Origin of the sequence: Jiangella gansuensis DSM 44835 (genome assembly GCF_000515395.1) — a bacterium.
In the GTDB taxonomy this organism is placed as follows: domain Bacteria; phylum Actinomycetota; class Actinomycetes; order Jiangellales; family Jiangellaceae; genus Jiangella; species Jiangella gansuensis.
Genome location: NZ_KI911782.1, coordinates 5,313,341 through 5,340,016 on the forward strand (window position 1 = coordinate 5,313,341; position 26,676 = coordinate 5,340,016).

Consider the following 26,676-nt stretch of genomic DNA (forward strand, 5'->3'; position numbering starts at 1 on the left):
CGGGCGGGCCACGTCTCGTCGTGACCCTGCTCGGTCGCCGCCCGGTCACGCTGATCGGCGCGGCTATCTTGAGCACCATGCGTTTCGGGATACTCGGCCCGCTCGCCGTCTGGACCGACGACGGCGAGCCGGTCACCGTCCCAGGACTCAAGGTCCGGGCGCTGCTGGCCGACCTCCTCGTGAACGCCGGCCGGCCGGTGTCCGTGGACCGGCTGGTCGAGGACCTGTGGGGTGACGCCGCACCGTCCAACCCGGCCGCCGCGCTGCACGTCCGCGTCTCCCAGCTGCGGCGAGCGCTCGACGACGCCGAGCCGGGTGCCCGCGAGCTCGTCGTCTCCCGCGCGCCGGGGTACGCGCTGGTGACGACCGCCGTCGACGCCGTCCGCTTCGGCGAGCTGGTCGGCCAGACCCGCGATGCCGCCGACCCGCGCAGCCGAGCCCGCCTGCTGGCCGACGCCCTCGGCAGCTGGCGCGGACCGGCCCTGGCCGACTTCGCCGACACCGAGTTCGCCGGTCCGGCCATCGCCCGGTGGGAAGAGCAGCGCCTGGTCGCGTTGGAGCTCCACGCCGACGCCCGCCTCGAGCTCGGTGATCACGACGCCCTCGCCGGCGAGCTGGCCGACCTGGTCCAGCAGCACCCGTTCCGCGAGAGTCTGCGGGCAGCGCACCTGCGCGCCCTCTATCGGGCCGGTCGGCAACGGGAGGCACTGGACAGCTACGACGACCTCCGGCGCCGGCTCGCCGACGAGCTGGGCCTGGACCCCGGTCCCGGCCTGGCCGCCCTGCGCCAGGCGATCCTCGAACAGGATCCGGCGCTGACGGCCCAGCCGGTGCGACCGCCCGGCCCCGCACGACGCGCAACCAATCTGAGCGAGCCGCCGGCGCTGATCGGCCGCGACGCCGCCCGCCGTTCGGTCTCCACCCTGGTGGAGACCGAACGGCTGGTGACGCTGACCGGACCGGGCGGCGTCGGCAAGACCAGGCTGGCGACGGCCGTCGCGCATCCCCTGGCGGGCGCGTACCCGGACGGCGCGTATCTCGTGGAGCTGGCCGCACTCGAACGCCCCCACCCCGACCGCGCCGTCGACGACCTCGCCGAGCTGGTTATGGCCACGCTCCACGTACACGACGCCGCCGACACCGGCGGCCGGCCCACCTCGCCCGCGGACCGGCTCGCCGCCGTCCTCGAGAACCGGCAGCTGCTCCTGGTGATGGACAACTGCGAGCACCTCGTCGCACCGGCAGCCACCCTGACCGACCGGCTGTTGCGGGCTGCGCCCGGGCTGCGGGTGCTGGCCACCAGCCGCGAGCCCCTGGGCCTCACCGGCGAGGTGGTGTGGGACGTCCCCACGCTCGACGTGCCGGCCGCGGAGGCCGATCTCGGGCAGCTGGCCGAATCGGACGCGGTGCGCCTGTTCGTCGCCCGCGCAGCCGCGGCGGCCCGCGGCTTCACGCTCGACGAGGAGTCCGGCCCGGCCGTCGCGCAGCTGTGCCGTCGGCTGGACGGCATCCCGCTGGCGCTCGAGCTGGCCGCCACCCGGGTTCGTACGCTCGGCGTCCACGGGCTGGTCGACCGGCTCCACGACCGCTTCCGGGCACTCGGCACCGGCCCTCGCGACGTTCCGGCCCGGCAGCGCACACTCACGGCCACCATCGACTGGAGCTGGCACCTGCTGGACCCACCGGACCAGGTGGTACTGCGGCGGCTGGCGGTCAGCGCCGACGGATGCACCCTGGCGGCCGCAGAAGCCGTCTGCGCCGACCCGGACACCGACGTGCTCGACGTGCTGGCCCGGCTGGTGGACCGCTCGCTGGTGGTGATGGACGATCGCGGCGGCCACGGACCGCGATACCGGCTGCTGGAGTCTGTCGGTGCCTACGCCCTCAACCGGCTGCACGAGGCCGGTGAACACGCCCGGGTCCGGCTCCGGCACGCCGAGCACTACGCCGAGTTGGCCGCTCAGGCGGACGAGCACCTGCGCGGACCGCGGCAACGGGAATGGCTGCGCCGCCTCGACACCGAGTCGCCCAACCTGCGCTCCGCCCTGGACACCGCGGTCCGGCTGGGCGACGCCGAGCTGGCCCTGCGGCTGACCGGCGCGCTGACCTGGTACTGGTTCCTGCGCGGCCGACTCGGCGAGGCGCGCCGGGCGGTGGCGGCCGCACTGGCGGTCCCCGGCGACTCGCCGCCCGAGGTCCGCGGGCACGCACTGGCCTGGCACACCGGCCTCGGCATCCTGCAGGGCGACCACCGCGACTGGGCCGAGCGCTGCGAGGCCGCGCTGCGTCCGTTCGACGAGTCCACACACGCCGGCTGGGCCCGCGCCCGCGCGGAGTGGTTCCTCGCGTACGCCACGTTCGGCCTCGGGGACCTCGCCGTCACCGTGCCGATGGTGGACCGGGCGGCGAAGGCGTTCGAAGCCGCCGGCGACCGCTGGGGCGAGGCTGCGACGCTGGTCCTGCGCGCCGGCCTCGCGCACGTCCGCGGCGACCTCGCCACGCTCGACCACGACGCCGGCCGCGCTGCGGCCGTCTTCCGCGACCTGGGCGACCGCTGGGGCGCCCTGAACGCCACCGACTGGCTGATCGGACTGGCCGACATGACCGGCGACTACGACCGCGCCGCCCGGCTGGGCCACGACGGGCTGCCGCTCGCCGAGGAGCTCGGACTCTGGCCCGACGTGGCCGGCTTCCGGTCCTGGTTGGGCTGGATCGCGGTGCAGACCGGTGACAACGCCGTGGCCCGCGACCACTGTGAACAGGCCCTGCGGCTGGCGGCCGAGCACGGCATGCAGGCCGCGCAGGTGTTCGCCGGCCTCGGGCTGGCCTTCGCCGCCCGCCGGGCCGGCGACCTCGACGTCGCGCAGGAGCAGCTCGAGCAGCTGCGGCGGACCGGTGAGCAGCAGTCCGCGGAAGCCGGGACGGCGTACTACCTGTCGATGGTGCTGAACGAGCTCGGCTACCTCGCCGCCCAGCGAGGTGACGGCGCCGCCGCGCTGGACCTGCACCTGCGGGCGTACGACCTCAGCTACGAGATGGCCGCCGGCCGCGACCTGTCCTTCGCTCTGGAGGGTGCCGCCGCCGCACTGGCCCTGACCGGCCGCGGACACGACGCGGCCGTGGTGCTCGGCGCGGCTGAGGTGTCACGCCGGGGGGCGGAGCTGCCGCCGTCGCCGGCAGAACGGCGGGAGCTGGACCGTGTCGTCGCGGCCGTCCGGGCGGTACAGGACGAGGCGGCCTTCGCCGCCGCGTTCACGGACGGTGGCCGCCTCACCCTGGAGGCCGCCCGGGAGCTCGCCGGGCGGCCGTCCGCCGCGTGCCTCACTTCGGGGCGTAGACCAGGACGACGATGCCCGACGGGAACGGCTTCTGGTCGACCAGCTTCAGGTGGCTGACGTCGAACCCGTCGCCCAGTCGCTCGTCGTCGCCGCCGGCGATCACCGGATGGACCCAGAAGTGGTACTCATCGACGAGCTTGTTCTCCAGCAGCGTCTTGTCCGACGAGCCGGTGCCGAACTTCAGGATGTTCTCGCCGGGCTGCTCCTTCAGCGCGGCGACGCCATCGGCCAGGTCACCGTCGATGACGGTGCCGTTCCAGGACTGCTCGCCCTTCAAGGTCTGGGACGCGACGTACTTGGGCAGCGCGTTGATGCGGTCGACGTAGGCGTCGCCGGCACCGGCCCGCATCGGCCAGACCTCGGCGAAGCTCTCGAAGGTGCGCCGCCCCAACAGGAGAGCATCGGAGTCGAAGAGCAGCGTGGTGGCGTAGCCCGCGTGGTCCTCGTCCCAGTACGGCGCCCCCCACACGTGCGGGGCGCCGATGCTGCCGTCGAGAGCAACGAACGTCGATTCGATGAGCTTGCGCATGATTCCTCCGGTGAATGGTCGGTGTTCCTGCTCGGGATACGGGTAACAATGACGGCGTCCGCTTACGGTTTTCTTCAGGTCCGCTTCAGGAGGCGAGATGACCGAAGTGACCAGCATCGATGCATGGCTCGACAAGCTGCCTGAGGATCGGCGGCAGGAGGCGACGGCCCTGGCCGACCAGGTACGTGCCAGCCGTCCCGGGCTGGACGAGGCGGTCAAGTGGGGCCGGCTCACCTTCACCGCCGACGACAACTGGCACCACTGGCTGTGCGCGGTGGCGGCGACGAAGCGGGCGGTCAACCTGACCTTCCACAAGGGCGTGCTGCTGGACGACCCGGCCGGACTGCTGGAGGGCTCCGGCCAGTACATCCGCACCGTCCCGTACGCCCGCGCCACGGCCGAGCCCGACGCCGTCGCCGCCCTGATCACGCAGGCCGTCAGCCGGCAGACCGAGATGCTCGACGAAAAGGATTGAGTGCCGGGCGGGCGCACCTGACACAATCCGTGCGTGTCCGAGAACCTGATCGTCGAACCGCTCGACCGCCGGCCCGAGCTCTCCGCCGTGGCGGACAAGCTGGAACACCTGTGGCCGCCGTTCATGCAGCAGGACCCGACGGCCAACCTGTACTACCCGGACGCCGAACGCAACCACCCCGAGCACGTGCTGGTCGCCTACGAACCGCCGGACGTGCCGGTGGCGCTGGCCTACACGGTGCCGTTCGCGTTCGGCACCGGACCGCGCACCGAACTCCCCGACGACGGGTGGGACGGCGTCATCCGGTGGGCCGCACAGGACCGAGACCGCGGCACCGCACCCACGCACGTCTCGGCACTGGAAATCTCCATCCGGCCGGACCGGCGCGGCCAGGGCCTCGCCGCCGTGATGCTGGCCGCGATGCACGAGAACGTCCGCCGGCTCGGCTTCACCGAACTGGTCGCGCCGGTCCGGCCCAGCGCGAAGCACCAGGAGCCGCACACCCCGATGAGCGAGTACGCGTACCGGACCCGGCCGGACGGCCTGCCGGCCGACCCGTGGCTGCGGGTCCACGCCCGCGCCGGCGCCGAGATCGTCAAGGTGGCCCCGCGGTCCATGGTCATCCCCGGCACACTCGCGGACTGGCGGCGATGGACCGGACTGCCGTTCGACCGCTCCGGCGATGTCGTCGTCCCCAACGCCCTGGTGCCCGTCCACTGCAGCGTCGAGCACGACCACGTCGTCTACGTCGAACCGAACGTCTGGATGCGGCACGCCATCGCCCCGCACCCCGTGAACACGGCCAGCGCCTAAGCTCTGTTCCGTGGCCAAGGAAACCCTGCGCGAGCGCAAACAGCAGCGCACCAGGGAGTCCATCATCGACGCGGCCCACGCCCTGTTCGCCGAGCGCGGCTTCGACCACGTCACCGTCACCGACATCGCGGAGCGGGCCGAGGTGGGCCGCAGCACGTTCTTCCGCTACTTCGGCGACAAACAGGAGGTCGTGTTCGGCGACGACGGCGACGTCGACGCCCTTGTGGCGGCGGCCGCGGCGGCGCCGGCAGACCCGCCCGGCACGCTGGCCGAGGCACTGGTGCAGGTGCGCGCCCTGGTGGTGCCGTTCGTCGAGTCCGTCACCGCCCACCCCGAGCGCTACACCGCGCACGAGCGGCTGGTCGAACAGCACCCCGAGCTCCGCGCCCGCAGCCTGACCAAACAGCGCCGCTACGCCGACGCCATCACCCAGATCCTGACCCGCCGCGGCGCGGACCGGGCGACCGCGACACTCGCCGCGGAACTGGGGATGGCCTGCTACTTCGCCGCTCGCACCGTGGTCGACGACGACCCACGGCGGCTGCCGGGCGCCGTCGCCGTGGCATTCGACCGGCTAGCCGACCTCGACCCATGATCATCGGCGATCCGCCACGTCATGGCGGGGTGGATCGCCGATCATCATGGGGGATCGTCAGAGATCGGCCTGGTGGTAGGCCAGCTCGCCGTCGCGCGGAATCAGGTAGCCCGCCCACCGCTCTGCCGGCGGCTCCCCGTCCAGAGCCCGGGCCGTCGTGAGCCCGGCGACCTCGGGGCCGATCAGGCCCAGCCGGTAGGGCAGCTCCGCGTACACCCTGGCACCGATGCCGGCGAGCCAGCGGTCCAGCGGCCGCCGCCACAGCAACGAATCACCGCCGCGGAACGGGAACGCCGCACTGCGTGGCTCGGCCTGGTCCAGTGCCCCGACGGGGAGGAAGAAGACCAGCCAGTCGACGGCAGCGCGGCGGCCGCCACCCGCCGCGCGCATCCCCCTCAGCGCACGGACTCCGCACGCCACGGGCCGGCCCCGCGGCAACACCGTGCGGCCGGCCAGCCGCCCGTGCCGCAGGAGCGCGTCGAGCGTGCACGCGGACTCGACCACGGCATTCGCGGCGTCGTCGCTGATGCCGACGCAGTCCTCGACCCCGGCTGCCCGCCAGACCGCGTCGAGCCCGGCACCGAGCCGATCATCGTCACGATCGCCCAGTTCGATGGCCAGTTCGTAGGCTCCGCCGAGCCACAGCGCCGGGTCGTGAAGATCGGTTGCGTCGGGCACGGCACCATCATCGCGGGTGTGCGTGCGCTTCGCCGCAGGTTTCGGACAACTCGGACCAACGGGGCCGGTTACTCGAGTGTGACCACGACCTTGATGTCGTCGTCACCCGGGTCCAGGGCTCCCGGTGCTTCGGCCAGCGGCACCCGGCGGGTCACGAGGCGGCCGAGCCAGTCCGGGTCGGCCGCGGCCAATGCGTCGGCCGCCGCCGACCAGTGCCGCAGGTTCGCGTTGACGGAGCCGAACAGGACGTCGTTCTCCATCACCATCTCGCGGTAGGCGGCCGCGGCCGGGCGCGATGGCCCGTACACGCCGGTGAGACAGACGATGCCGCACTTCGCGGTGTGGTCGATGGCCTCGTACACGAGCGCCGGCGCGCCCGTCGCCTCGATGACGATGTCCGGTGGCGCACCGGCTGCCGCGGCGGCCACGCCGTCGTGGTGATACGTCGCTCCGAGGGCGGCGACGGCGTCGGGTTTCGGCCCGTGATCCATAAGGTCGAGCACGTGGACGTCGAGTCCGCGCTGCACGCCGAGCAGGGCGGCCAACAGGCCGATCGGACCGGCACCGGTGACCAGCACGGAACTCGGCTCGAACCAGGACCGCGCCCCGATCCGGTCGATCTGCTCCCACGCCTTGGCCACCACGCTGGCCGGCTCGAGGAGCATGCCCACCGGCTCCAGGCGCGGGTCGAGGCGGATCGCGTAGTCCGCTTCGACGCACCACGCCTCGCTCGCGAAACCGTGCAGGCCCTTGATGCCGTGTTCGGTGTAGCGGCCGTTGCGGCACATGTCGAACTCTCCGTGCGCGCAGGCGCCGCACGGAACCGGGTCGGGCCTGCGGACCACACCGGCCACGAGGTCGCCCGGGGCGAACCCGCTGCCGTCGGGCGCCTGCCGCACCCGGCCGAGCGACTCGTGCCCGATGACCAGCCGGTCGTGCCCGGGCGGCGCGGTGCCGAACGTGCCGGCGATGATCTCGGCATCGGTGCCGCAGATGCCGACCGCCAGGCCGTCGACCAGCAGGTCACCGGCTCCAGGGATCGGATCGGGCAGCTCGGTGACCTGGACCGAGTCCGCGGTGTTCGGAAGGACGGTCAGGGCATACATGCCGGTAACGTACCCGTCCTGCCGGTATCGATGACCGAATGCCGGCGACCACGGACCGCGCGGCCTCATCGTGGGTTCGACGGGGTTGGCGAAGCTGCGTGCCGCCCACGCCGCCGTGCCTCAGGGCCGCGGCGGGCCGCTTCCCACACCGTGGACGCTGAGCGCCGCCGCGATGTCGTCGAGGTCGGTGCTGTCGAGCTCCAGGTCCGCGGCCGGCAGCCAGGCGTCGATCTGGCCGGGGCGGCGCGCTCCGACGATGGCGCCGCTGACCCCGGAGAACGAGAGCGTCCAAGCGACGGCGAGGGCAGCGACGGAGACGTCCTTGCGCTCGGCGACCGGGCGCAGCGCGTCCACCAGCGCGAGGTTACGACGCAGTCCGTCGCCGGTGAAGTCCGCGCTGCGGCTACGCCAGTCGTCGCTGCCGAGGGCGGCGGCGCGCTGTTCACTGAACGCGCCGGTGAGCAGTCCGGACGCCATCGGGCTGTAGACGATGACGCCGGTGTCGTGCTCTGCTGCCCACGGGATGACGTCGCCGGCGGCGTCTCGCCGGATCAGGTTGAACGGCGGCTGCAGCGAGTCGACGTGGCCGATCGACTCCGCGGTTTCCAGCTGCTGCACGCCGTGGTTGGACAAGCCGACGGCACGGACCTTGCCCTCGTCGAGGAGGTCCTGGAACGTCTGCCAGTACTCCTCGACCGGGGTGCCGTCCTCGGCCGGCCAGTGCATCTGGAACAGGTCGATGCGCTCGACCTCGAGGCGGCGCAACGAGCTCTCGACATCGCGGCGCAAGCTGGCTGCCGCGCCCACCCGGCGCGACGGCCGCTGCCGGTCCGCCTCGTCCCAGACCAGGCCGCCCTTGGTGAACACATAGGGCCGGTCGGCCGCCGGGAGGTCCTTCAGCGCCCGCGCGACCACCTCCTCGGAATGGCCGAGCCCGTACACCGCGGCGGTGTCGATCCAGTTGATGCCGGCCTCGACGGCGTACCGGATGGCCGCGACGGATTCGGCGTCGTCCTGCTCGCCCCAGGCGAATGCCCAGTCGCCACCGCCGATGGCCCAGGCTCCGAACCCGACGCGGGTGATGGACATGTCAGTGCGGCCCAGTGGTGCGGTCTTCAGCATGTGTGTCGTCTTCCTGCCGGCTCGGGTGTTCACGGTCGAGTGCCCCGACCCAGCATCCGGCGCGGCCGGCGACACTGTCCAACCGCGAGGATCGATCGGATTGTGCGCTGCCGAAGCTCAATCGGGCGGACACGCCGAACGCGTCGCCGGCACCATCGGCCACGCCGGGGCGACCTCGTCGTCGAGACCCCTCAGTCGGGCAGCATCGGGACGGTGATGCCCTGGTCGCGCCCGAGCAGCACCGCCCGGGTGACGGACTTGGAACCGAACCGGTCGCGCACGTCGTCGAGGGTGGCGTCGAGGGCACCGTGCGGGTGGCGGTCGAACGGAAGCGGCAACTGGACGGCGGCATCGTCGTCGAGGTTCGAGAGTGCCACCCCGACCAGCGTGAGCCCGCGCCGGTCGATGGCCGGCCGCGCACCCGCCAGAAGAGCCCGCGCGACCGTGAGCAGTTGCCCGGTGTGAGCGGTGGCCTCGGTGAGCGTGTGCGACCGGGTGGCGCGCGTGTAGTCGTCGAACCGCAGCCGCAACACGACGGTTCGGCACACGCGGCTGCCCGCCCGCAGCCGCCGCGCGACCCGGTCGATGAGCCCCACCACCACAGCATCGAGTTCCGCCGCGGACCTGGGCCGGTGCCCGAGCGCGTGCTGCGACCCGATGGACCGACGCCGCCGCCCCACCTCGACGTGGCGCGGATCGCGGCCGGTGGCGAGCGCGTGCAGGTGCCGGCCGGCCGCGCCGCCCAGAATGGCGACCAGCGACTTCTCCGCCAGCCGGGCGACGTCGCCGACGGTGAGGATGCCGCGCTGTCGCAGCTTGACCGCCGTCTTCTCACCCACACCCCACAGCCGCTCGATGGGCAGCGGATGCAGGAAGTCGAGCTCGCGCTCGGGCTCGACGACCAGGAGACCGTCGGGCTTGGCGACCGCACTCGCGACCTTGGCCAGGAACTTGGTGCGTGCCACCCCGACGGTGATGGGCAACCCGACCTGCTCCATGACGTCGTGCCGCAGCTGGGCGGCGATCTGCGGCGGCGGACCGCAGATGCGCAACAAGCCGCCGACGTCGAGGAACGCTTCGTCGATGGAGAGTCCCTCGACCACCGGGGTGGTGCGCCTGAACACGTCGAACACCGCGGCGCTGGCGTCGGCGTATGCGGACATGCGCGGCGACACCACGACGGCCTCCGGACACAGCCGCCGGGCCTGCCGCCCGCCCATGGCCGTGCGCACGCCGCGCGCCTTCGCCTCGTAGCTGGCGGCGAGCACGACGCCCATGCCGACGATGACCGGCCGACCGCGCAGGTCAGGATCGTCCCGCTGCTCGACCGACGCGTAGAAGGCGTCGAGATCGGCATGCAGAATGGTCGCCCCACTCGCCACGAACACATGTTCGCATAATCACTATCAAAAGCCAAGACCGCAACCCGCCTCATGCGAAATGATCACGTCCGGCATGGGTGCTCACGCTCCCCCAGCCATACTTGCCTGCCGACGCGGGAGGACGCCTGGTGGTGGCCCTCATCCGACAACTCCAGTGGCCTTGACAAAAACTTTTGTCGGTGAGATGGTTCTCGGCATGCAGGACGTCGCAGTGATCGAAGACCCAGCCGCCGCCGAGGCGTCGCTGGACCCCATGCGCACCCGGCTCCTGGCCGCGCTCAACGAGCCCGGCTCGGCCACCATGCTCGCCGCCCGCGTCGGCCTGCCCCGGCAGAAGGTCAACTACCATCTGCGCACTCTCGAGCGGCACGGCCTGGTCGAGCTGGTCGAGGAGCGCCGGAAGGGCAACGTCACCGAACGGGTGCTGCGGGCCACGGCAGCGTCGTACGTCATCTCGCCGGTGGCGTTGGCCGCCATCCAGCCCGACCCGGCTCGCTCCCCGGACAAGCTGTCGGCGCGGTGGCTACTGGCCCTGGCCTCCCGGCTGGTCCGGGACGTCGGCCTGCTGATCACCGCGTCCACGAAAGCCCGCAAGCGGGTGGCCACGTTCGCCGTCGACGGCGAGGTGCGCTTCGCCTCCGCGGCCGACCGCGCCGCCTTCGCCGAGGAGCTCGCCGGCGCGGTCACGCAGCTGGTGTCCAAGTACCACGACGAGTCCGCCCCGGGCGGGCGCACGCACCGCGTCGTCGTCGCCGTCCATCCCAGCGTCGGCGCCGCCGAGCCGAAGGAGTCCTGACATGGGTCACCGATTCGAGTCCGGCGACGAGGTCACGCTCGACGCCACGCCCGAGGAGATCTGGGCCGCGATCGCCACCGGCCCCGGCATCGACTCGTGGTTCATGGGCCGCAATGACGTCGACGGTGGCGAGGGCGGCACCGTCCGGACGGCCTTCGGCGGCTACACCCCCGAGTACTCCGTCACCTCGTGGGAGCCGCAACGGCGGCTGGCCTACACCTCCGGCAGCGCGCCGGACGGCCGATTCGTCGCCTACGAGTTCCTGATCGAGGGACGCGACCAGGGCAGCACGTCGCTGTGCATCGTCACCAGCGGCTTCCTCCCCGGCGACGACTGGGAGGACGAGTTCGACGCCATGACCAAGGGCAACGCGATGTTCTTCCGCACCCTGGCTGAGTACCTCTCCCACTTCGCCGGCCGGATCGCCACGCCGGTCACCGCCTTCGGGCCTCCGGTGGCCGACTGGGAGGCCGCATGGTCCGCGCTGCATGCCGAACTGGGCCTGCCCGAATCCGGTGTCACCGCCGGTGACGGTGCCCGGTTGCGGATGGACGGCGCGGAGCTCACCGGAACGGTCTACTACGTCAACGCCCACACGCTCGGCATCCGCACGGACGACGCGCTGTTCCGGTTCCTCAAGGGCTTCCGCGGTCCCATGATCGCCTCCCATCACGTCTTCGCCGACGCCGCCCGCCATTCCGACACGGCCTGGCGGACCTGGCTGACTCGCGTCTTCAGCTGACCCCGACCCGACGACCACTCACGAGACCGGAGAACCCTCATGCCTACCGTGACCTCTGCCGACGGCACCACGATCGCCTACTCGCGGGTCGGTTCCGGCCCGCCGCTGGTCCTGGTCGACGGCGCGCTGTGCTATCGCGATTTCGGCCCGATGAAACAGCTCGCCGAGGCGCTGGCCGGCAGCTTCACCGTCTACTACTACGACCGGCGCGGCCGGGGTGAGAGCGGCGACACCGCGCCGTACGCCGTCGAGCGCGAGGTGGAAGACCTCGAGGCGCTGATCGCCGCGGCCGGGAGCGAGGTCGTCGTGTACGGCTGCTCGTCCGGCGCGGCGTTGGCGCTGGAGACCGCCAAGCGTCCGGACAGCGGTGTCACCCGCTTGGCCCTGTACGAGCTGCCCGCCATCACCGACGACACCCACGCGCCATGGCCGCCCGACCTGCTGGAACGCACCGACCAGCTAGTCGCGGCCGACCGTCGCGGCGACACCCTGCAACTGTTCATGAAGACGGTCGGCACACCCGGTTTCGTAGTCGCGATCATGAAACTGACCCCGGTGTGGAGGAAGCTGAAGGCGGTCGCGCACACCATCCCGAACGACTTCCGGGTCCTGGGCGACACCGGCACGGGCAAGCCGTTGCCGACCGACCGCTGGGCGTCGGTCACCATGCCCACGCTGGTCATGGACGGCGGCAAGAGCCCGGCCTACATGCGCAACAGCCAACGCCAGCTGGCCGACGTCCTACCGAATGCCGAGCACCGCACGCTGCCCGGACAGACGCACATGGTGAAGGCGGGCGTCCAGGCGCCGGTGATCACCGAGTTCCTCGGCGGGTGACCAGCCGGCGCCACCAGTTCCGCTCGCGCTGGTCGCGCTCCGCCCGCTGATCGATCGCGGGCCGGGGCGCGGGGGCGTCGGCGGGCCTGGCTCCGTCAGCCTCGGCGGTGTCGGTCCGCCACTGCTCGACGACGGCGTCCGCGTCGACCGTCCGAACGGTGATCTGCGGACCGGACGGCGCCCGCAACCATTCCACGATGCGCGTGTTCAGTTCTCGGACGATCTCGCGTACGGCCTGCTCGGAGCGCACGTCGCGCAACGTCTCGGGCAGCCGGTGGATCTCCTTGCGGAGCCTGAGCGGCGTGGGAAGCAGGGCATCGGTGGACTCGCCCTCGCGAGCCAGCTTCTCCCGGACCCACCAGAGCTCGTCGCCGGGCCTGCGGCTCGGCAGCGGCTTACCGGTCAGCGGCAGGTCATCGAACTCGCCGCGCTCCTGTGCGTCGCGGATCTGCTTGTCGATCCACGACTCGAAGCTCAGACCGGGCGGCTTGCGCTCCGTCATGGCTCCAGTATCCCAGGGCGCCTCGGCACCGTCGCAGCCACCTTCGCCACCAGGCGTCTTACCGCTTCACCAGGCAAGCATTCCTGTGGCGGCGAACGGACCCATGGTGGACGTGATCATTTCGAGGGCGGGCGTCCTAGAGTGTGGGGATGGCGGACCTCGAACTGAGCGGGCGACGGGCTCTGGTCACCGGCGGGGGCAGCGGCATCGGGGCCGCGGTCGCCCGGCGGCTGGGTGCCGCAGGTGCGCACGTCGTCGTCGCTGACGTCGACGGCGACCGCGCCGAAGCCGTCGCGACGGAGTGCGGCGGCGAGGCGTGGACGGTGGACCTCGCCGACACCGCGGCCCTTGCCGGCGGCGGCACCACCGTCCCCGACGCTGACATCCTGGTCAACAACGCCGGCATCCAGCACGTCGCCCGGCTCGAGGAGTTCCCGCCCGAGCGCTTCGCGTTCATGCTGCGGCTCATGCTGGAGGCGCCGTTCCTGCTGATCCGGGCGGTTCTGCCGGGCATGTACCAGCGCGGGTGGGGGCGCGTGGTCAATGTCTCCAGCGCGCACGGCCTGCGCGCCAGCCCGTACAAGGCCGCCTACGTCGCGGCCAAGCACGGGCTGGAGGGTCTGTCCAAGGTGACCGCGCTGGAGGGGGCCGCGCACGGCGTCACCTCCAACTGCGTCAACCCCGGCTATGTGCGCACCCCGCTGGTCGAGGCGCAGATCGCCGACCAGGCGCGGGTGCACGGGCTGCCGCAGGACCAAGTGGTCAACGACGTCCTGCTGGCCAACGAGGCCGTCAAGCGGCTGATCGAGCCGGAGGAAGTCGCCGAGGCGGTCGCGTACCTCTGCGGCCCTGCCGCCCAGTCGATCACCGGGACGGACCTCGTGTTGGACGGGGGCTGGTCGGCTCGCTGAGCCCGCCGACGGCCGATGCCCCGGCCCGCACGGCCGATGCCCCGGCCCGCACGGCCGAGGGATCGAACAGGACGGTGTAGTGGTTCACCCCACCGAGCGGGACCACCCGGACCCGTTGCGGCAGGCCGGCGGCGGCCAGCCGCTCCGCGTCGAACAGCCCTTGCGGTTCGTCCAGCATTCCGCGCTCGGCCCACAGCAGGGTGGTCGGGCGGGTGCCGTCCCGGACGGCGCGCAGCACCTCGGGGTCGGCCAGCACGTCAGCGCCGTCGGCCCGCACGGCGTCGAGCACGCACGACGAGTGCCGGGAGCCGTCCGGCCCGACCAGGTCGTGCAGCAGGTAGCGCTCCAGCCGGCCGCGCCACGGCGCGTCGAAACCTGGCCCGATGGCCGGGTGCGCCCGCCAGAAGTCGAGGTACTCGGCGTCGCCGGCGAACGTCATGGTCAGCCTCCGCATGGCCGGGCCGATCACGTTCTCCAGCGCCGTGTCGATGTCCCCGCCCTGCGGCGCCGGGAAGCCGACCCCGCCGTCCACGAGCACCACCGAATCCACCCGTGACGGGTACCGCAGCGCCGTCAGCGCGGCCACGTAGGCGCCCATCGAGTGGCCCAGCAGCACCGCCGATTCCGCACCCGCGGCATCCAGGACGGCGAGCACGTCAGCGGCGTGCGCGGCCAGGCCCCACGGCCCGGTGATCGCACGGCTCTCGGCCCGGCCCCGCAGGTCCGGCGCCAGCATCCGGACCCGGCCGTCCAGTTCCGCGGCGACCGCCGTGAAGGCCAGCGCGTTCGCGGTGATGCCGTGCAGCGCGACCACCACCGGCGCACCGTCAGCGGCGGCCGTCAGTTCGTGGACCGCAAGCTCGCCACCGTCGACCGGGACGCGCAGTGTCACCGCGCGAACCCGTCCACCAGCGCGGCCACGAACTCCGCGGGCTTCTCCACGTGCGGGGTGTGCCCGGTGTCGTCGATGACGACCTCGCTGGTGGTGCCGCCCGCGGCGCTGTAGCGCTCCAACACGGCCCGGGTCTGCGCCAGCATCGGCTGCGGCGGCGCGACGTCGTCACCGGGCCAGTCCGGCACCGCTCCGATCGAGCCCAGGTTGGCCAGGTCGAACAGCGACGTGTCGGAGACGATGACGTCGTCAGAGCCGCGGATCCAGCGGATCGGCGGCTTGGGGTCGATGCCGGCCAGCCCGTCCAGCCGGAGGTTGGTCGGCGCCATCGTGTTGAGCACGCCCCGCCGGCCCGGTCCTACTCCCGGCCAGGCCGCCACTGCCACGTGGTCGCCCGGGTAGTTGTCGTCGCCGACGACGGTGGACAGCATCGACTCGACGTAGACGTCGAGGTCGGCGGGGACGAACGGCGGCTTGACGTAGGACGACAGCAGGACCTGACGCGGCGACGTGGCCGCTTCGGCACCGCGGTCGCCCGACGCGAGCCTGGCCACGAAGTCGGGGTTGGCCGCGCCACCGCCGGACCCTGCCGCCGACGGGTCGCACAGCTGTCCGTCCGCGCCTCGGGTGCCGCCGAACCCGTACGGCGACACCGGGTTCACCAGCGTCACCGAGGCGTAGCGGTCCGGCGCGTCCAGCAGCATCTGCAGCACCACGGCGCCGCCCAGGCTCCAGCCGACCAGGTGGACGTCGGCGAGGTCGAGTGCGTCCAGGACGCCGGCGACGTCGTCGGCATAGTCACGCACCCCATGCGATGCGTCGACCGGTAGTGCGTCGGTGCCGCCGAAGCCGCGCAGGTCGACGGCGACCGGCCGGAACTGTCCCGGCAGCAGCACCATGGCGGGCTGCCAGAACACGCTTGACGAGACGTTGCCGTGGACGAACACGACCGGATCGCCGGCGGTGCGTCCGTCGAGCTGGAGCGTGTTGACGGCCAGCCGCGGCGTGTCCACCCGTACGGCGACGACGCCCGGGGTCAGAGTCGAGTTCATGGCGCCCTCCTCACCGCGATACTGCCCTATGACGGGCCGTCCGCGCCGCTGTCCGGCCGCTAGGAGGCCATCGGCTGGGCCGCGGGCTCGACGGCCGGCTCGCCCGGGAATCGCAGCCCGATCTGCCGACGCACCTCGTCCAGCGTCTCCATGATCCACACGGTTTCGTCCAGCGGCATCAGCGGGCTCTCGGTAGCGCCCGCGCGCAACAGCCGGCCCACCTCGATCGCCTGGTGGCGCAGCCCGCCGCCCACCCGCGGCTGCTCGAACCGCTCCGGGGTCGCCGACGCGGGCCGCACCAGAGAGAACGAGGTCGGCGTGTACCAGACGTCGTCGATCTCGATGCGGGCCTGCGTGCCGGTGATGGCGGCCCGGTTCGGGGTGCGCGCGCCGAGCGTCGTCGTGAGCACGGCGTGCGCGCCGCCCTCGTAGGTGAGCACCATGGACGTCTGTGCGTCCAGGCCGCTGGACAACAGCGTCCCGGCAGCCGTGACGGTGGCCGGACGGCCGAGCAGGTGCGACGCGAACGACACCGGGTAGACGCCGAGATCGAGCAGCGCGCCGCCGGCGAGCTCCGGCCGGTGCAGCCGGTGCTCGCCGGGCGGGATGAGCTGACCGTGGTCGGCCACCACCGTGGTGATCTCGCCGAGCACCTCCGACCGGAGCAGCTGGTCGATGCGGCGCATGTGCGGCAGGAACCGCGTCCACATCGCCTCCATGAGGAACAGCCCGCGTTCCCGCGCCAACGCCACCACGTCACGGGCCTCGGCGGCGGTGACGGTGAACGGCTTCTCGCACAGCACCGGCCGGCCGGCCTCCAGGGCGAGCCGGATGTTGGCCGCGTGCACGGTCTGCGGAGTGGCCACGTAGACGACGTCCACGTCCGGGTCGGCGACCAGCTCCTCGTACGAGCCGTACGACCGCGGGAGGTCGAACCGGGCGGCGAACTCACCGGCCGACTCCCGTCGCCGCGATCCGACGGCCACCACCTCGGCGTCGTCGACGAGCTGCAGGTCCCGGGCGAACGCAGCGGCGATGCCGCCGGTGCCGAGAATTCCCCAGCGGACGCGGTCGTGCGGTTCGATCGGCATCGGCCCTCCGGTGCTCAGCGAGGACTGCGCGGCCCCGGCCTCAGCGGTAGCCGGTGGTGTCGGCCGGTTTGCCGGCATCCTCGACCTCGACGACGTACCGCCACGCGTCCGGGCGGCTGCCGTCCACATCGGTGAAACCATAGACCTGCGCGAGCTGCCCGCTGGACAGCGACAGGCCGTTCCACCGTGCCACGTCCGGGTCCGCCGCCAGAGCGGCGACCGCACGCCCCACGAACGCCGGCGTCTCGGAGATCGCGAAGTGCGGCACGGTGCTCAGCGCGTCGCGCCAGGTCTCCTCGGTCACGCCGTAGTGGTCGAGCATCATCTCCGAGCGCAGCCAGCCGGGCGTCAGCGCCACCGCGGTCGCGCCGTGCGGAGCCAGCTCCTGCGCCTGAGCGAACGCCATCCGCAACACCGACGCCTTGGCCAGGTCGTAGAAGAAGGACACGCGGTACTTCGACGCGTTGTACTCGGCGGTGCCGTCGGTCATCTCGATGACGAGGCCGCCGGGCTCGCGGATCAGCAGCGGTAGCGCGTAGTGGCTGGTGATGATGTGGGTGTCCACGGCCAGCCGCAGGATGCGCAGCCCGGTGTCCAGCGAGTGCTCCCAGAGCGTGTCGGTCCAGCTGAACAGCTGATCGCCGCCCCAGATGTCGTTCACCAGCAGGTCGAGCCGGCCCTGCTCGCGGTCGATGCGCTCCACCAGCGCCTTGACCTGGTCGCGCTCCAGGTGGTCGACCCGGACCGCGATCCCCTGCCCACCGGCCGCCGTGACGAGCTCGGCGGTCTCCTCGATCGTCTCCGGGCGGTCCATCTCCGAGCGTTGCTCACGGGTGCTGCGGCCCGTGACGTACACGGTCGCGCCGGCCGCGCCGAGCTGCACCGCGATTCCTCGGCCGGCGCCTCGGGTGGCGCCGGCGACCAGGGCGACCTTTCCTTCGAGTGTCATGTTCATACCGACATCCTCGACCGGGATACCTGACACGTCCTGTCAGTCACCGGGCACGCTTTCCGCCTCCCGCGTCGGCGCTGTGACCACGCGCTCGGTGTGTCGCAGCAGCGCCGTCACCGCGGCTGCCTCCATGTCGTTGTCGCCACGGTCACGCAGGTCGCGCGCCCGGTCCTCCATGGCTTTCACCGCGGCGCGAAGCCGATTCGTGGCCGCCCGCGTTGGAACGGCGCCCGCGCTGTCGTCGATCGCATCCGCCAACGCGTCGAGAACCTGCGCCACGAGGTCCCGGCCGGTGCTGTCCAGCCCGCCACCGACCTCCTCGTCGCCGACCGCCTGCAACAGACTGACCAGCGCCTGGGTCATGAGCACCAGCTCGTTCAGGCGTCCGGCCCGAGACCGTTCCTGCAGCACCGACGACCGGTGTGCGCGAGCGCGGAAGTTGCCGACCAGCGACTCTCGCACCCACTCCATGTCTTCCCGCACCTGCAGTGCCAGCCGGGCCAGCTCGACCCGGCGCCCGCCCTCGGCGCCCTCATCCCCTTCGTCAGCCGTTCCCTCCTCCCGCAGCGCCTCGCTCACCAGCCGAAGCTGGCCGGCCAGTGAGCGGCTCACGTCGTCCAGCGTCCGGCTGGACCAACCCACCAGCAAGGACGGCGCCACCGCATTGACGGCGAGCCCGACCACCACGCCGAGCGCCATCTGCGCGGTATAGCCCATGACGTAGCTGTCCGCGTCGCCGGATCCGATGATGAGCACGAACAACCCGGCCACCGGCACCCACGACCGAGAAGAGCCCAGCGCGGGCAGGCCGCCCAGCGCGACGCAGACGATCACCAGCGCGGCGATGCTCAGCCCGCTCGGTTCCACCAGCATGGTCGCCAGCAGCGCCGTGCCGGCGCCCAGCACGATCGCGAAGAGCATCTGCGCCGACTCCCGGACCGAGCCGGCCAGTGTCTGGTTGCACGCGAGCACGGCACCGAGCGGCGCATAGTACGGATAGCTGTCGGCCGGTCCGGGCACCAGCAGCCCGAGCTGCCACGCGATCGCAGCCGCGACCGCGGCCCGGGCAGCGAGCTGCGTGCGCTGCCCGGTCAGCGTCCGGGACGCGAGGTCCCGCAGATCAGCCATGAGGTCTCCCGCCGCACTTCCGCTGCGCGACCTGTACCCGATCGGCGAAGCCGGAACATCACCGTCCAGCGGCTGGACGCTCCGCCTGCCGGGTCGTGGTGCGGATGCGGTAGAGGCTCGTCGTCGCGGTGATGAACAGCTCGGCGCCGTCGTCGCCCCCGAAGCACAGGTTGGCGACCTCCTCCGGCACCGGCACGACCGCGACCCGCTCACCGCCCGGCGTGAAGACCTGGACGGAGTCGCCGCTGGACGCCCACACTCGGCCCTCGACGTCGACGCGGATGCCGTCGGCGGCCCCTGGACGGACGGTGACGAACAGCCGTCCGTTCTCACACCGGCCGTGGCGGACGTCGTAAGCGCGGATCGAGCGCGGCGGGTCGTCGCCGGTGATCCCGGGATCGGCGCCGGTGTCGGTGACGTAGAGCACCGACTCGTCCGGCGAGAACGCCAGCCCGTTGGGACGCACCATGTCAGTCACGACGGCGCTGAGCTCGCCGGTGCGCTCGTCGTACCGGAAGACGTGGCAGCCGCCGTACTCCTGCTCACCAGGGTGCCCCTCTCGGCCGCCCTCGAGGATGCCGTAGGGCGGATCGGTGAACCAGATGGACCCGTCGGACGCCACGACGACGTCGTTCGGCGAGTTGAAACGGCGGCCGGCGTTGTCGTCGACGACGGCGGTGACCACGCCGTCGACGTCACGTTCGACCCGGCGACGGCCGTGCGAACACTGCACGACGTGCCCGTCCAGGTCGAGCGTGCGACCGTTCGTGTACTCGACGCCCGCGGCGTACACGATGGTCTCGCCGCTGGCCAGGTCCCACTCCAGGATCCGGTCGTTCGGGATGTCGCTCCAGCGCACCCGGCGGGTCCGGGGCAGCCAGACCGGTCCCTCCGCCCACTCGGTGCCGGTGTAGAGCTTCTCCAGGGCAGCGCCGTCCGCGATGAGGCTCGTCATCCGGTCAGGATGCCAGAGCGATCCCGGCCGACCCGGCGAGCGGGCACCACCGGTGACGAATACGCTCATACCGCTGAGGAACGGGCCCCACCTGGTCTACGGTGCTGTCGACATCCGCCGGACGAGTCACTGGGGAGGGCTCGATGAGGACGATGCAGGGTGAGGCGGTGCTGCCGGCCACCACGCCCGTCGCGGCAGCCAGGATGACGGTCGAGCTACGCGACGTCGTCCTGGCCGACGCGCCGACGGCGGTGGTGGCGCGGACGGTACTCGAGAACGTCCCGTTGGCACCCAACCGGATCATCGAGTTCGACCTGGACGTGCCGGACGCCTCTCCGGGCCGCGATTTCGGCCTTCGGGTCCACGTCGACCTGAACGGCACCGGCTCGATCACCCCGGGCGACCTCGTCACGTCGCAACCGGTGCTTGTGGCCGGCACCGGCGAGCTGGTGGAGATCGTGGCGCCGCTGCAGCACATCTGAGTGCTCGAATGCGCCAACCCTCGCCCGGGTCACGCTTCGGGTGAGGAAGGGCTGGCTGCATCCGCTGAGCAGCCACGTGCGTGGTGGAGCCGCCTGTCGGAATCGAACCGACGACCTATTCATTACGAGTGAATCGCTCTACCGACTGAGCTAAGGCGGCGTGCGCCGGGAAGCCCGGACACGATGCACGAGTATAGGGTGTCGGGGCCTCCGGAGCCGAATCGGGCGGCGCCGTACCGGGGCTGCGCCCGCTCCACCAGGCATGCATTCATGGTGAAGCGGGAGTGCCCATGGTGGACGTGATCATTTCCGGCCGGTCAGCCCAGCGCCGCGGTGGTGACGGGCTCGCCGAGGGCGGAGCCGGCGACGTACTGGTCCCAGGTGAGGTTCCAGTCGGCCATGCCGGGGTCGCCGCGCTCGACGAGGTCCTCCGGTCCACGGGTGGAGTTGGTGACGGTCAGGACGTCGCCGTACTGCGCCAGCCGGAAGTACGCCGCGCCGTTGGCGTCGCTGAGGTTGATGCACCCGTGCGAGACGTTCTCGGAACCCTGCGAGCCCTCCGACCACGACGCGGAGTGCACGAACGTGCCGCTCCAGGTGAGCCGGACCGAATTGGGGACCTCGAGGTCGTAGTACTCCGGGTTGTTCGGGTCGCAGGTGATGTTCGCGTTGCACGACGTCATCTGCCGCGTCTCGAACTTCTCCAGCACGATGTAGGTCCCGTTACGGGTGGCGAACTCCGGCGCGCCGAGGCTGGTGGCCCAGGTGCCGGCCGGCTGGCCGTCGACGGTGACAGTCATGGTGTGGGTGGCGGCGTCGACGGTGGCCACCTGGGCTTTGCCGACGGCGAAGTCGAGGTCGTACGAGCGGCCGCCCCAGAGGTCGTCGCCGGCCTGGACACCGTTGAGGGCGAGGTCGACGCGCACCTGCGTACCGCTGGGCCAGTATTCGCGCGGCCGGAAATGCACCTCGGTGGCGCTGACCCAGTGCCAGCTCCCCTCGACCTGCGGGTTCGACGACACCTGCAGGGCCTGCTCCACGTTCTCGCGTTCGGTGACCTCCTGGTCGAATCGGATCGTGACGGGTGCACCGACCCCGACGACGCTGCCGTCCGCCGGTTGCATGCTCAGCGTCAGCCTGTTCGCGTCCGGCACGGCGCCGACGGCGAAGGCGTCGGTGAAGGTGTGCTCCTGGCCCAGCCGGTCCGACGCCACGACGGTGACGGAGTACGCACCGCCGGGCTGCAGGTCGCCGGAGCTCTGCCAGCTGCTGCCGTCGTCGACGACGTCGCCGGCCACCGGCTCACCACCCTCGGGCGCCACCTCGACGGAATCGATCTGCCCGCCGGGCACCGAGAGCTGCACCGGCGATCCGAACTCGACCTCGTCGGCGACGCCCTCCAGGTGCAGCGGGACGCGCTGCGCCTTCGGCCCCTCCGCGGTGGCCGCACCGTCGTCGGAGCCGCCGCAGGACGCGACCAGCGCCATCGCGCTCAACACGAGCGCGATGCGACGAAGCGGGCGACGCGAACGCATCACTCCATTATCCGCATGCTGGCCGGCAATTCACGCCGCGCAGGTCAGGCCGCCCTCGGGCACGGTTCCAGCGATCAGGTACGCGTCGACGGCCTCGTCGACGCAGTCGCTGCCGGCGAGGTACGCGGTGTGCACCGCCGCCTCGTACGTGACGAGCACCCCGGAGCTCAGCTGACCGGCCAGCTCCTGCGCCCACTCGTACGGCGTCGCGGGGTCGCCGGTGGTGCCGACGACGACGATCGGGTCGGCCCCGTCGGCGGTGGTGGGCGCCGACGGGGTCGGCTCGCCGGCGGGGTCCTGGCCGGTGTCGTCGAGCAAGGGCCCACAGGTCAGACCGCCCCAGGCCAGGAACGGCCCGAAGATGGGCGAAGCCTCCTCGAAGACCGGCAACCCGGCCCGGACCTCGTCCACCGTGGCCACCTCGGGGTGGTCGAGGCAGTTGACCACGCTGATGACCTCGTTCTGGTTGCCTGTGTACTCGCCGTCGGTGTTGCGTTCGAGGTACACGTCGGCGAAGGTCAACAGAAGTGAACCGTCGTTCTCGGTGAGCGCCAGGTCGAGCGCCTCGTTCAGCGGCGGATAACCCTCGTCGGCGGTGAGATACAGCGGCAGGATGAGGCCGTAGAAAGCCAGCGACTCCGTGAGCGGCCGGTTCTCGTCGTCCGTGGGCAGCGGCTCCTGGTCGGTCTGGGCCAGCAGGCCCTCGATCGCGTCCTGCGCTTCGGCTTCCGACGAGCCGACCGCGCAGCTGTCCTGCTGGAAGCACCATGCCAGGAACGCCGACAGCGCTCGCTCGAAGCCGTGTGCCTGGCCCAGGGCGAGTTCGTCGCCGGTGAGCGTGGGGTCGATGGCGCCGTCGAGCACCAGGCGGCCCACCCGGTCCGGGAACTCGTCGGCGTAGAGGGCACCGATGTAGGTGCCGTAGGACTTGCCGAGGTAGTTGAGCCGTTCGTCGCCCAGTGCCGCCCGCAGCACGTCGAGATCGCGCGCCACGTTGGTGGTGCCGAGGTGCGGCAGCAGGTCGCCGGAGCGCGTGGCGCAGCCGGCGGCGAGGTCCTCGGCGGCGTCCTGCAGGGCGGAGATCTCGGCGTCGTCATCGGGCGACGGATCGCCGGCGAGGTATTCGTCGAGCTGGGCGTCGTCGAGACAGTCGATGGGCGCGGACTGGCCGACGCCGCGCGGGTCGAAGCCGACGATGTCGTAGCGCTCGCGGACCTGCTCGGTGACGACCGATCCGGCCAGTTGCGCGTACTCGACGCCCGACGCGCCCGGCCCGCCCGGGTTCACCAGCAGCGAGCCGAGCCGCTCCTCACCGGTGGCCGGCGAGCGCAGCAACGCCAGCTCGATGGTCTCGCCGCCAGGGTCGGCATAGTCGACCGGGACGGTCGCGGTGGCGCATTGGAAGCTCTCGCCGCAGGATTCCCAGTCCAGTGTCTGGGTGTAGAACTCGGCGAGCTCCGGCTCGATGCCTTCGGTGGCGTCGGGCGCGGGCGTGGACTCGTTCGGCTGGTCCACGCCCTGTTGTCCGCTACCTCCCTCCGGATCGGCCTGACAGCCGGCGGCGGCCACCACGGCGACCGCCAGGAGCCCGGCCACGCTGCGCACTCTCACGAGTTCTCTCCCGAGTCGAGGTCGTCGGCTTCACGGATGTCGGTGCCCTCGACGTCGGGTGTGCGCCGCATGCCCTCGGCGACCGCGCCCTCGTAGGCCTGTCGGGAACCGCACACGCTGGCCTTCGGGCAGGCCACCCGCCGGCCGGTCTCGCGGTCGCGGATGTACACCGTCTCGGCCGGGACGTTGTAGGCGACGACGGTGCCCTCGACGCCGTCGTCCGTGGTGACGTCGCAGCCGACCGTGGGCACGCTGCGCTTGAAGTCCTGGTACAGCGGGTGCTCGTACTTCAGACAGCACATGAGCCGGCCGCACGCACCGGAGATCTTCAGGGGGTTGAGCGGCAGGTCCTGGTCCTTGGCCATGCGGACGCTGACCGGCTCGAAGTCGGTGAGGAACGTGGAACAGCAGGTGTCGCGGCCGCACGGGCCGATGCCACCCTGGACGCGGGCTTCGTCGCGAGCGCCCAGTTGCCGCAGGTCGATGCGGGCACGCAGCGTACGGGCGAGGTCGCGCACCAACTCGCGGAAGTCGACCCGGTGCGGCGCACTGAAGTAAACGGTGACCAGTTGGTCGACGTCCGGCCGGGTGTCCACGTAGTCGACGCCGACGATCTTCATGGGCAGCCCGTGGTGCTTGATCAGCCGGCGGGCGGCCACCCGGATCTCCGCGCGGCGGCGGCGGTTGCGCTCCTCACGCTCCAGGTGCCGCTCGGTGGCCAGGCCTTCGCAGACCGGCAGCCCGCCGATCTCTTCACTGACCCATTGCGGCGCCCACACGCACTCGGCGACCTCGGGACCGTCGTCGGTGGGGACCAGCACCTTGTCGCCGACGCGTGGACTGTGCTCACCCGGATCGAGGTAGTAAAGCCTCCCGTACCGGGTGAAGGCCACTGCCATCACCATGCCCACGCACCCACCCTAAGCGGTGCGACGATCCTGCACCGCATCCGTCCGGCGTGTGTGACGGATCAGTGGGCCGGGCCGGCGGCGTCACCCAGTGATCATCGGCGATCGACCCCGCTCTGACGGGGTGGATCGCCGATGATCATGGGGAGGGTCAAGCGGTCCGGCGTGCCGCCGCGGCCATGCCCAGCGCACCAGCGAGCAGCAGCGTGACGGCGGCCATCAGCAGCAGGGTCGACGACGTACCGGTGTCGGGCAGCTCGCCGCCGCCGCTCGCGCCGCCGTCCGTGCCGTCATCGGCGCCGCCGTCCGTGCCGTCATCGGCGCCGCCGTCCGTGCCGTCATCGGGGTTGCCGGCATCCCCGTCGTCCGTGCCGCTCACCCCGCCGTCGTCCGTGCCATCGTCGGAACCGCCGTTGCCGCCCTCGTCGCCACCGGACTCGTCGCCGTCGCCGTCGTCGTCGCCACCGGACTCGTCGCCGTTGCCGCCCTCGTCGCCCGACTCGTCGCCGTTGCCGTCGTCGTCGAGCTCGTCGATCCGGTACAGCGTCGTCGTTCCGGAGACCTCGCTGCCCACCGCCAGCAGAGCCGTACCCGGGACCGGTGACGCGTCGGCCGGGATGAACGCCAGGCCCTCCGGGCCGAGATCGCCGGCCTGCGCGACGTCGCCGCCGTCCTCGACGGACACGGAGAAGTCACGGTTGTTGACGTAGGTGACGAACGCGGCGTCCGCGGGCGAGGTGATGTCGTAGACGGCGACGCCGCCGACCCGCTCGAAGCCGATGAAGGCGTAGGTGCGCTCGCCCACCTGGCCGACCACGACGCCTTCCGGCTCCGGTCCCTTGTCGTCGCTGCGGCCCTCGAAGTTGGATTCGCTGTGGTTGGAGTTGAAGAACTCCGGCAGCGCGGCCGCGGTGATCTCCTCGAACTCCTGGCCGGAGTCGAAGACGAGTTCACCGGCGGTGCTCCAGATCGAGAACGACCGGGCGCCGTAGGCGTACAGCGCCTCGTAGCAACCTGCATCCTCGGACAGACCGTCGGCGGTGGTGATGTTCAGCCGGCCCAGGGCCTCGTCCGCGGTCAGCTCGGCGAGATCCTCGCAGACCGGCGGCAGGTCGTCGTCACCGAGGTCCTTCACCCGGGCGACCTCGCTGAAGCCGTCCCAGTCGCGGCTGTCACCTTCGTTCGCGGTCACCAGGTAGCCCTGGCCGTCGACGGAGTACGCGTCCATGCCGTCGGGCTGGTACATGCCGAGCACCGGCCACGGCCCGATGGCGATGCCGCCGTCTCGGTCGGACGGGTCGAGCCCGTTGCCCTCGGCGGCGTGGTCCTTGACGCCGAGCGGCCAGATCTCGGTGACGGTCGCGGTGGCGATGTCGACGACGGCGACGGCGTTCGCCTCCTGCAGCACCGCGTAGGCAAGGCCCCCGTCCACGGCGATGTACTCCGGCTCGAGGTTCTCCGAGACCGGGAACTCCGGGGTGCCCGTGCCGGCGTCCTCGCGACCACCGTAGATGCGCACACCCTCCGGCAGGGTCATCGAGCCGCCCACCTCGAACTCGTGGAAACCGGCCGTCGCGACGGCCTCCTGGGCCGGTGCCGCGACCTCGTCGCCGACGGCGATCACCGCGATCGAGCCCTCTGGGTCGACGGAGTAGTCCTCGGCCGGCTCGCCCTCGTTCGCGACCAGCAGGTGCGCGCCGTCGGGCGTGAAGGTCAGCATGTCCGGCTGGGAGCCGACCCGCACCGCCCCGAGCGCGGCGCCGTCGTCGCTGCGAGCGTCGAAGAACACCACCCAGCCGGCGTCGGTCTTGGCCGGGGCCTCGACGGCGACGGCGCCCAGGCCGTCGGCGCGGACGTCGACGGAGTTCGCGACACCGTCGGCCGGGACCGTCGAGCCGTCCGCGCTCGTCGTCCCCGCGGTGGACAGGTCGAACAGCTTCACCGGCGCGGCGGGGTCGGACACGTCCAGGACCTCGACGATCGCCTGCGCGGCATTGACGACGAACAGCCGCTGCGAGCCGGCGTCGTAGGTGACGATCTCGGCCGCGCCTTCGTCCACGATGCCGGTCTCGTAGGTGCCGAACGGCGTGAGCGCGACGGCGGCATCCGGCGCGGAATGCACCACCGGTTCGTCGACGATGCCCGCCGACGCCGGCAGCGCCAACGCCCCGACGAGTGCGAGCCCCGACACCGCGACGGCGGCACGGACGGTCGATGGACGCGATCTGCTCACTGGAGCCCCCC

25 protein-coding genes and 1 tRNA gene are annotated in these 26,676 nt (G+C 71.9%); 9 read left to right on the forward strand and 17 right to left on the reverse strand.

Features of this window, described 5'->3' with window-relative positions:
• The first annotated feature begins 77 nt into the window (after positions 1-77).
• The gene (locus JIAGA_RS32295) at positions 78-3,395 is read left to right on the forward strand and encodes an AfsR/SARP family transcriptional regulator (RefSeq protein WP_035815267.1); all 3,318 of its coding nucleotides are present in this window, start codon (positions 78-80) and stop codon (positions 3,393-3,395) included.
• Here JIAGA_RS32295 and JIAGA_RS0125200 read toward each other — a convergent pair.
• On the reverse strand, positions 3,322-3,867 hold the full coding sequence (locus JIAGA_RS0125200) for a dihydrofolate reductase family protein (protein ID WP_026877803.1): 546 nt from the start codon (positions 3,865-3,867) through the stop codon (positions 3,322-3,324). The genes JIAGA_RS32295 and JIAGA_RS0125200 overlap by 74 nt on opposite strands.
• A gap of 97 nt (positions 3,868-3,964) precedes the next feature.
• On the opposite strand from JIAGA_RS0125200, the gene JIAGA_RS34120 reads away from it, so the two are divergent.
• From JIAGA_RS34120 to JIAGA_RS32310, 3 genes are read left to right on the forward strand one after another with little or no spacing between them, the layout of a single operon-like run.
• A complete protein-coding gene (locus JIAGA_RS34120) occupies positions 3,965-4,342 on the forward strand; it encodes a DUF1801 domain-containing protein (RefSeq protein WP_084470095.1) in 378 nt (125 codons plus the stop codon).
• A gap of 33 nt (positions 4,343-4,375) precedes the next feature.
• Positions 4,376-5,155 (forward strand): hypothetical protein, encoded by a 780-nt coding sequence (locus JIAGA_RS0125210; protein WP_051426491.1) that lies wholly within the window; start codon positions 4,376-4,378, stop codon positions 5,153-5,155.
• A gap of 10 nt (positions 5,156-5,165) precedes the next feature.
• On the forward strand, positions 5,166-5,750 hold the full coding sequence (locus JIAGA_RS32310; protein ID WP_035812961.1) for a TetR/AcrR family transcriptional regulator: 585 nt from the start codon (positions 5,166-5,168) through the stop codon (positions 5,748-5,750).
• Between the two features lie 57 nt (positions 5,751-5,807).
• Here JIAGA_RS32310 and JIAGA_RS32315 read toward each other — a convergent pair whose 3' ends face one another.
• The 4 genes from JIAGA_RS32315 to dinB form a co-directional block, all read right to left on the reverse strand.
• Positions 5,808-6,428, reverse strand: a complete 621-nt coding sequence (locus tag JIAGA_RS32315; RefSeq protein ID WP_051426492.1) for a hypothetical protein — start codon at positions 6,426-6,428, stop codon at positions 5,808-5,810.
• A 68-nt stretch (positions 6,429-6,496) separates the two neighbouring features.
• Positions 6,497-7,534: a glucose 1-dehydrogenase gene (locus tag JIAGA_RS0125225; RefSeq protein WP_026877805.1), complete on the reverse strand. Its 1,038-nt coding sequence runs from the start codon at positions 7,532-7,534 to the stop codon at positions 6,497-6,499.
• A 120-nt stretch (positions 7,535-7,654) separates the two neighbouring features.
• On the reverse strand, positions 7,655-8,656 hold the full coding sequence (locus JIAGA_RS0125230) for an aldo/keto reductase (RefSeq protein ID WP_026877806.1): 1,002 nt from the start codon (positions 8,654-8,656) through the stop codon (positions 7,655-7,657).
• 191 nt (positions 8,657-8,847) lie between these two features.
• Positions 8,848-10,038, reverse strand: a complete 1,191-nt coding sequence (gene dinB / locus JIAGA_RS0125235) for a DNA polymerase IV (protein ID WP_245597239.1) — start codon at positions 10,036-10,038, stop codon at positions 8,848-8,850.
• Positions 10,039-10,234: 196 nt separating this feature from the next.
• Between dinB and JIAGA_RS0125240 the strand changes: the two genes are divergently transcribed.
• Genes JIAGA_RS0125240 through JIAGA_RS0125250 form a run of 3 tightly spaced genes read left to right on the forward strand, consistent with a single transcriptional unit; the run spans position 10,235 to position 12,413 of the window.
• A complete protein-coding gene (locus tag JIAGA_RS0125240) occupies positions 10,235-10,834 on the forward strand; it encodes an ArsR/SmtB family transcription factor (protein ID WP_026877808.1) in 600 nt (199 codons plus the stop codon).
• A gap of 1 nt (position 10,835) precedes the next feature.
• The gene (locus JIAGA_RS0125245; protein ID WP_026877809.1) at positions 10,836-11,576 is read left to right on the forward strand and encodes an SRPBCC family protein; all 741 of its coding nucleotides are present in this window, start codon (positions 10,836-10,838) and stop codon (positions 11,574-11,576) included.
• Positions 11,577-11,615: 39 nt separating this feature from the next.
• Complete coding sequence (locus JIAGA_RS0125250) at positions 11,616-12,413, forward strand: alpha/beta fold hydrolase (RefSeq protein ID WP_026877810.1); 798 nt, start codon at positions 11,616-11,618, stop codon at positions 12,411-12,413.
• Here JIAGA_RS0125250 and JIAGA_RS32320 read toward each other — a convergent pair.
• The gene (locus JIAGA_RS32320; protein ID WP_084470097.1) at positions 12,391-12,915 is read right to left on the reverse strand and encodes a DnaJ family domain-containing protein; all 525 of its coding nucleotides are present in this window, start codon (positions 12,913-12,915) and stop codon (positions 12,391-12,393) included. The genes JIAGA_RS0125250 and JIAGA_RS32320 overlap by 23 nt on opposite strands.
• Before the next feature lie 149 nt (positions 12,916-13,064).
• Here JIAGA_RS32320 and JIAGA_RS0125260 point away from each other — a divergent pair, with 149 nt between their 5' ends.
• Positions 13,065-13,826, forward strand: coding sequence for a 3-hydroxybutyrate dehydrogenase (locus JIAGA_RS0125260; RefSeq protein WP_026877811.1), 762 nt, complete (start codon positions 13,065-13,067; stop codon positions 13,824-13,826).
• On the opposite strand, the gene JIAGA_RS32325 is transcribed toward JIAGA_RS0125260, so the two are convergent.
• The 6 genes from JIAGA_RS32325 to JIAGA_RS0125290 are packed head-to-tail and all read right to left on the reverse strand — an operon-like array spanning position 13,780 to position 19,896.
• Positions 13,780-14,718: an alpha/beta hydrolase gene (locus tag JIAGA_RS32325; RefSeq protein ID WP_051426493.1), complete on the reverse strand. Its 939-nt coding sequence runs from the start codon at positions 14,716-14,718 to the stop codon at positions 13,780-13,782. The genes JIAGA_RS0125260 and JIAGA_RS32325 overlap by 47 nt on opposite strands.
• A complete protein-coding gene (locus JIAGA_RS0125270) occupies positions 14,715-15,770 on the reverse strand; it encodes an alpha/beta fold hydrolase (RefSeq protein ID WP_026877812.1) in 1,056 nt (351 codons plus the stop codon). The genes JIAGA_RS32325 and JIAGA_RS0125270 overlap by 4 nt, the downstream gene beginning before the upstream one ends.
• Before the next feature lie 59 nt (positions 15,771-15,829).
• Positions 15,830-16,861, reverse strand: a complete 1,032-nt coding sequence (locus JIAGA_RS0125275; RefSeq protein WP_035812963.1) for a Gfo/Idh/MocA family protein — start codon at positions 16,859-16,861, stop codon at positions 15,830-15,832.
• A 40-nt stretch (positions 16,862-16,901) separates the two neighbouring features.
• Positions 16,902-17,816 (reverse strand): SDR family oxidoreductase, encoded by a 915-nt coding sequence (locus tag JIAGA_RS0125280; RefSeq protein ID WP_026877814.1) that lies wholly within the window; start codon positions 17,814-17,816, stop codon positions 16,902-16,904.
• A 36-nt stretch (positions 17,817-17,852) separates the two neighbouring features.
• Positions 17,853-18,941: an FUSC family protein gene (locus JIAGA_RS33505; protein ID WP_051426494.1), complete on the reverse strand. Its 1,089-nt coding sequence runs from the start codon at positions 18,939-18,941 to the stop codon at positions 17,853-17,855.
• Positions 18,942-18,999: 58 nt separating this feature from the next.
• Positions 19,000-19,896: an SMP-30/gluconolactonase/LRE family protein gene (locus tag JIAGA_RS0125290; RefSeq protein WP_026877815.1), complete on the reverse strand. Its 897-nt coding sequence runs from the start codon at positions 19,894-19,896 to the stop codon at positions 19,000-19,002.
• A gap of 143 nt (positions 19,897-20,039) precedes the next feature.
• Here JIAGA_RS0125290 and JIAGA_RS32335 point away from each other — a divergent pair, with 143 nt between their 5' ends.
• A complete protein-coding gene (locus JIAGA_RS32335; RefSeq protein ID WP_157553516.1) occupies positions 20,040-20,378 on the forward strand; it encodes a hypothetical protein in 339 nt (112 codons plus the stop codon).
• 84 nt (positions 20,379-20,462) lie between these two features.
• Here JIAGA_RS32335 and JIAGA_RS0125300 read toward each other — a convergent pair.
• From JIAGA_RS0125300 to JIAGA_RS0125320, 5 genes are all read right to left on the reverse strand, one after another.
• A tRNA-Thr gene (locus tag JIAGA_RS0125300) sits at positions 20,463-20,538 on the reverse strand.
• A 157-nt stretch (positions 20,539-20,695) separates the two neighbouring features.
• The gene (locus JIAGA_RS32340; RefSeq protein WP_084470099.1) at positions 20,696-21,913 is read right to left on the reverse strand and encodes a L,D-transpeptidase; all 1,218 of its coding nucleotides are present in this window, start codon (positions 21,911-21,913) and stop codon (positions 20,696-20,698) included.
• A gap of 30 nt (positions 21,914-21,943) precedes the next feature.
• Positions 21,944-23,524 (reverse strand): alpha/beta hydrolase, encoded by a 1,581-nt coding sequence (locus JIAGA_RS0125310; protein ID WP_026877816.1) that lies wholly within the window; start codon positions 23,522-23,524, stop codon positions 21,944-21,946.
• Entirely contained in the window at positions 23,521-24,429 is a 909-nt protein-coding gene (locus JIAGA_RS32345) for a PSP1 domain-containing protein (protein ID WP_084470101.1), read from the reverse strand. Before JIAGA_RS32345 ends, JIAGA_RS0125310 begins: the two co-directional genes overlap by 4 nt.
• Positions 24,430-24,583: 154 nt before the next feature.
• Complete coding sequence (locus tag JIAGA_RS0125320; protein ID WP_026877817.1) at positions 24,584-26,665, reverse strand: choice-of-anchor I family protein; 2,082 nt, start codon at positions 26,663-26,665, stop codon at positions 24,584-24,586.
• Positions 26,666-26,676: the final 11 nt, after the last annotated feature.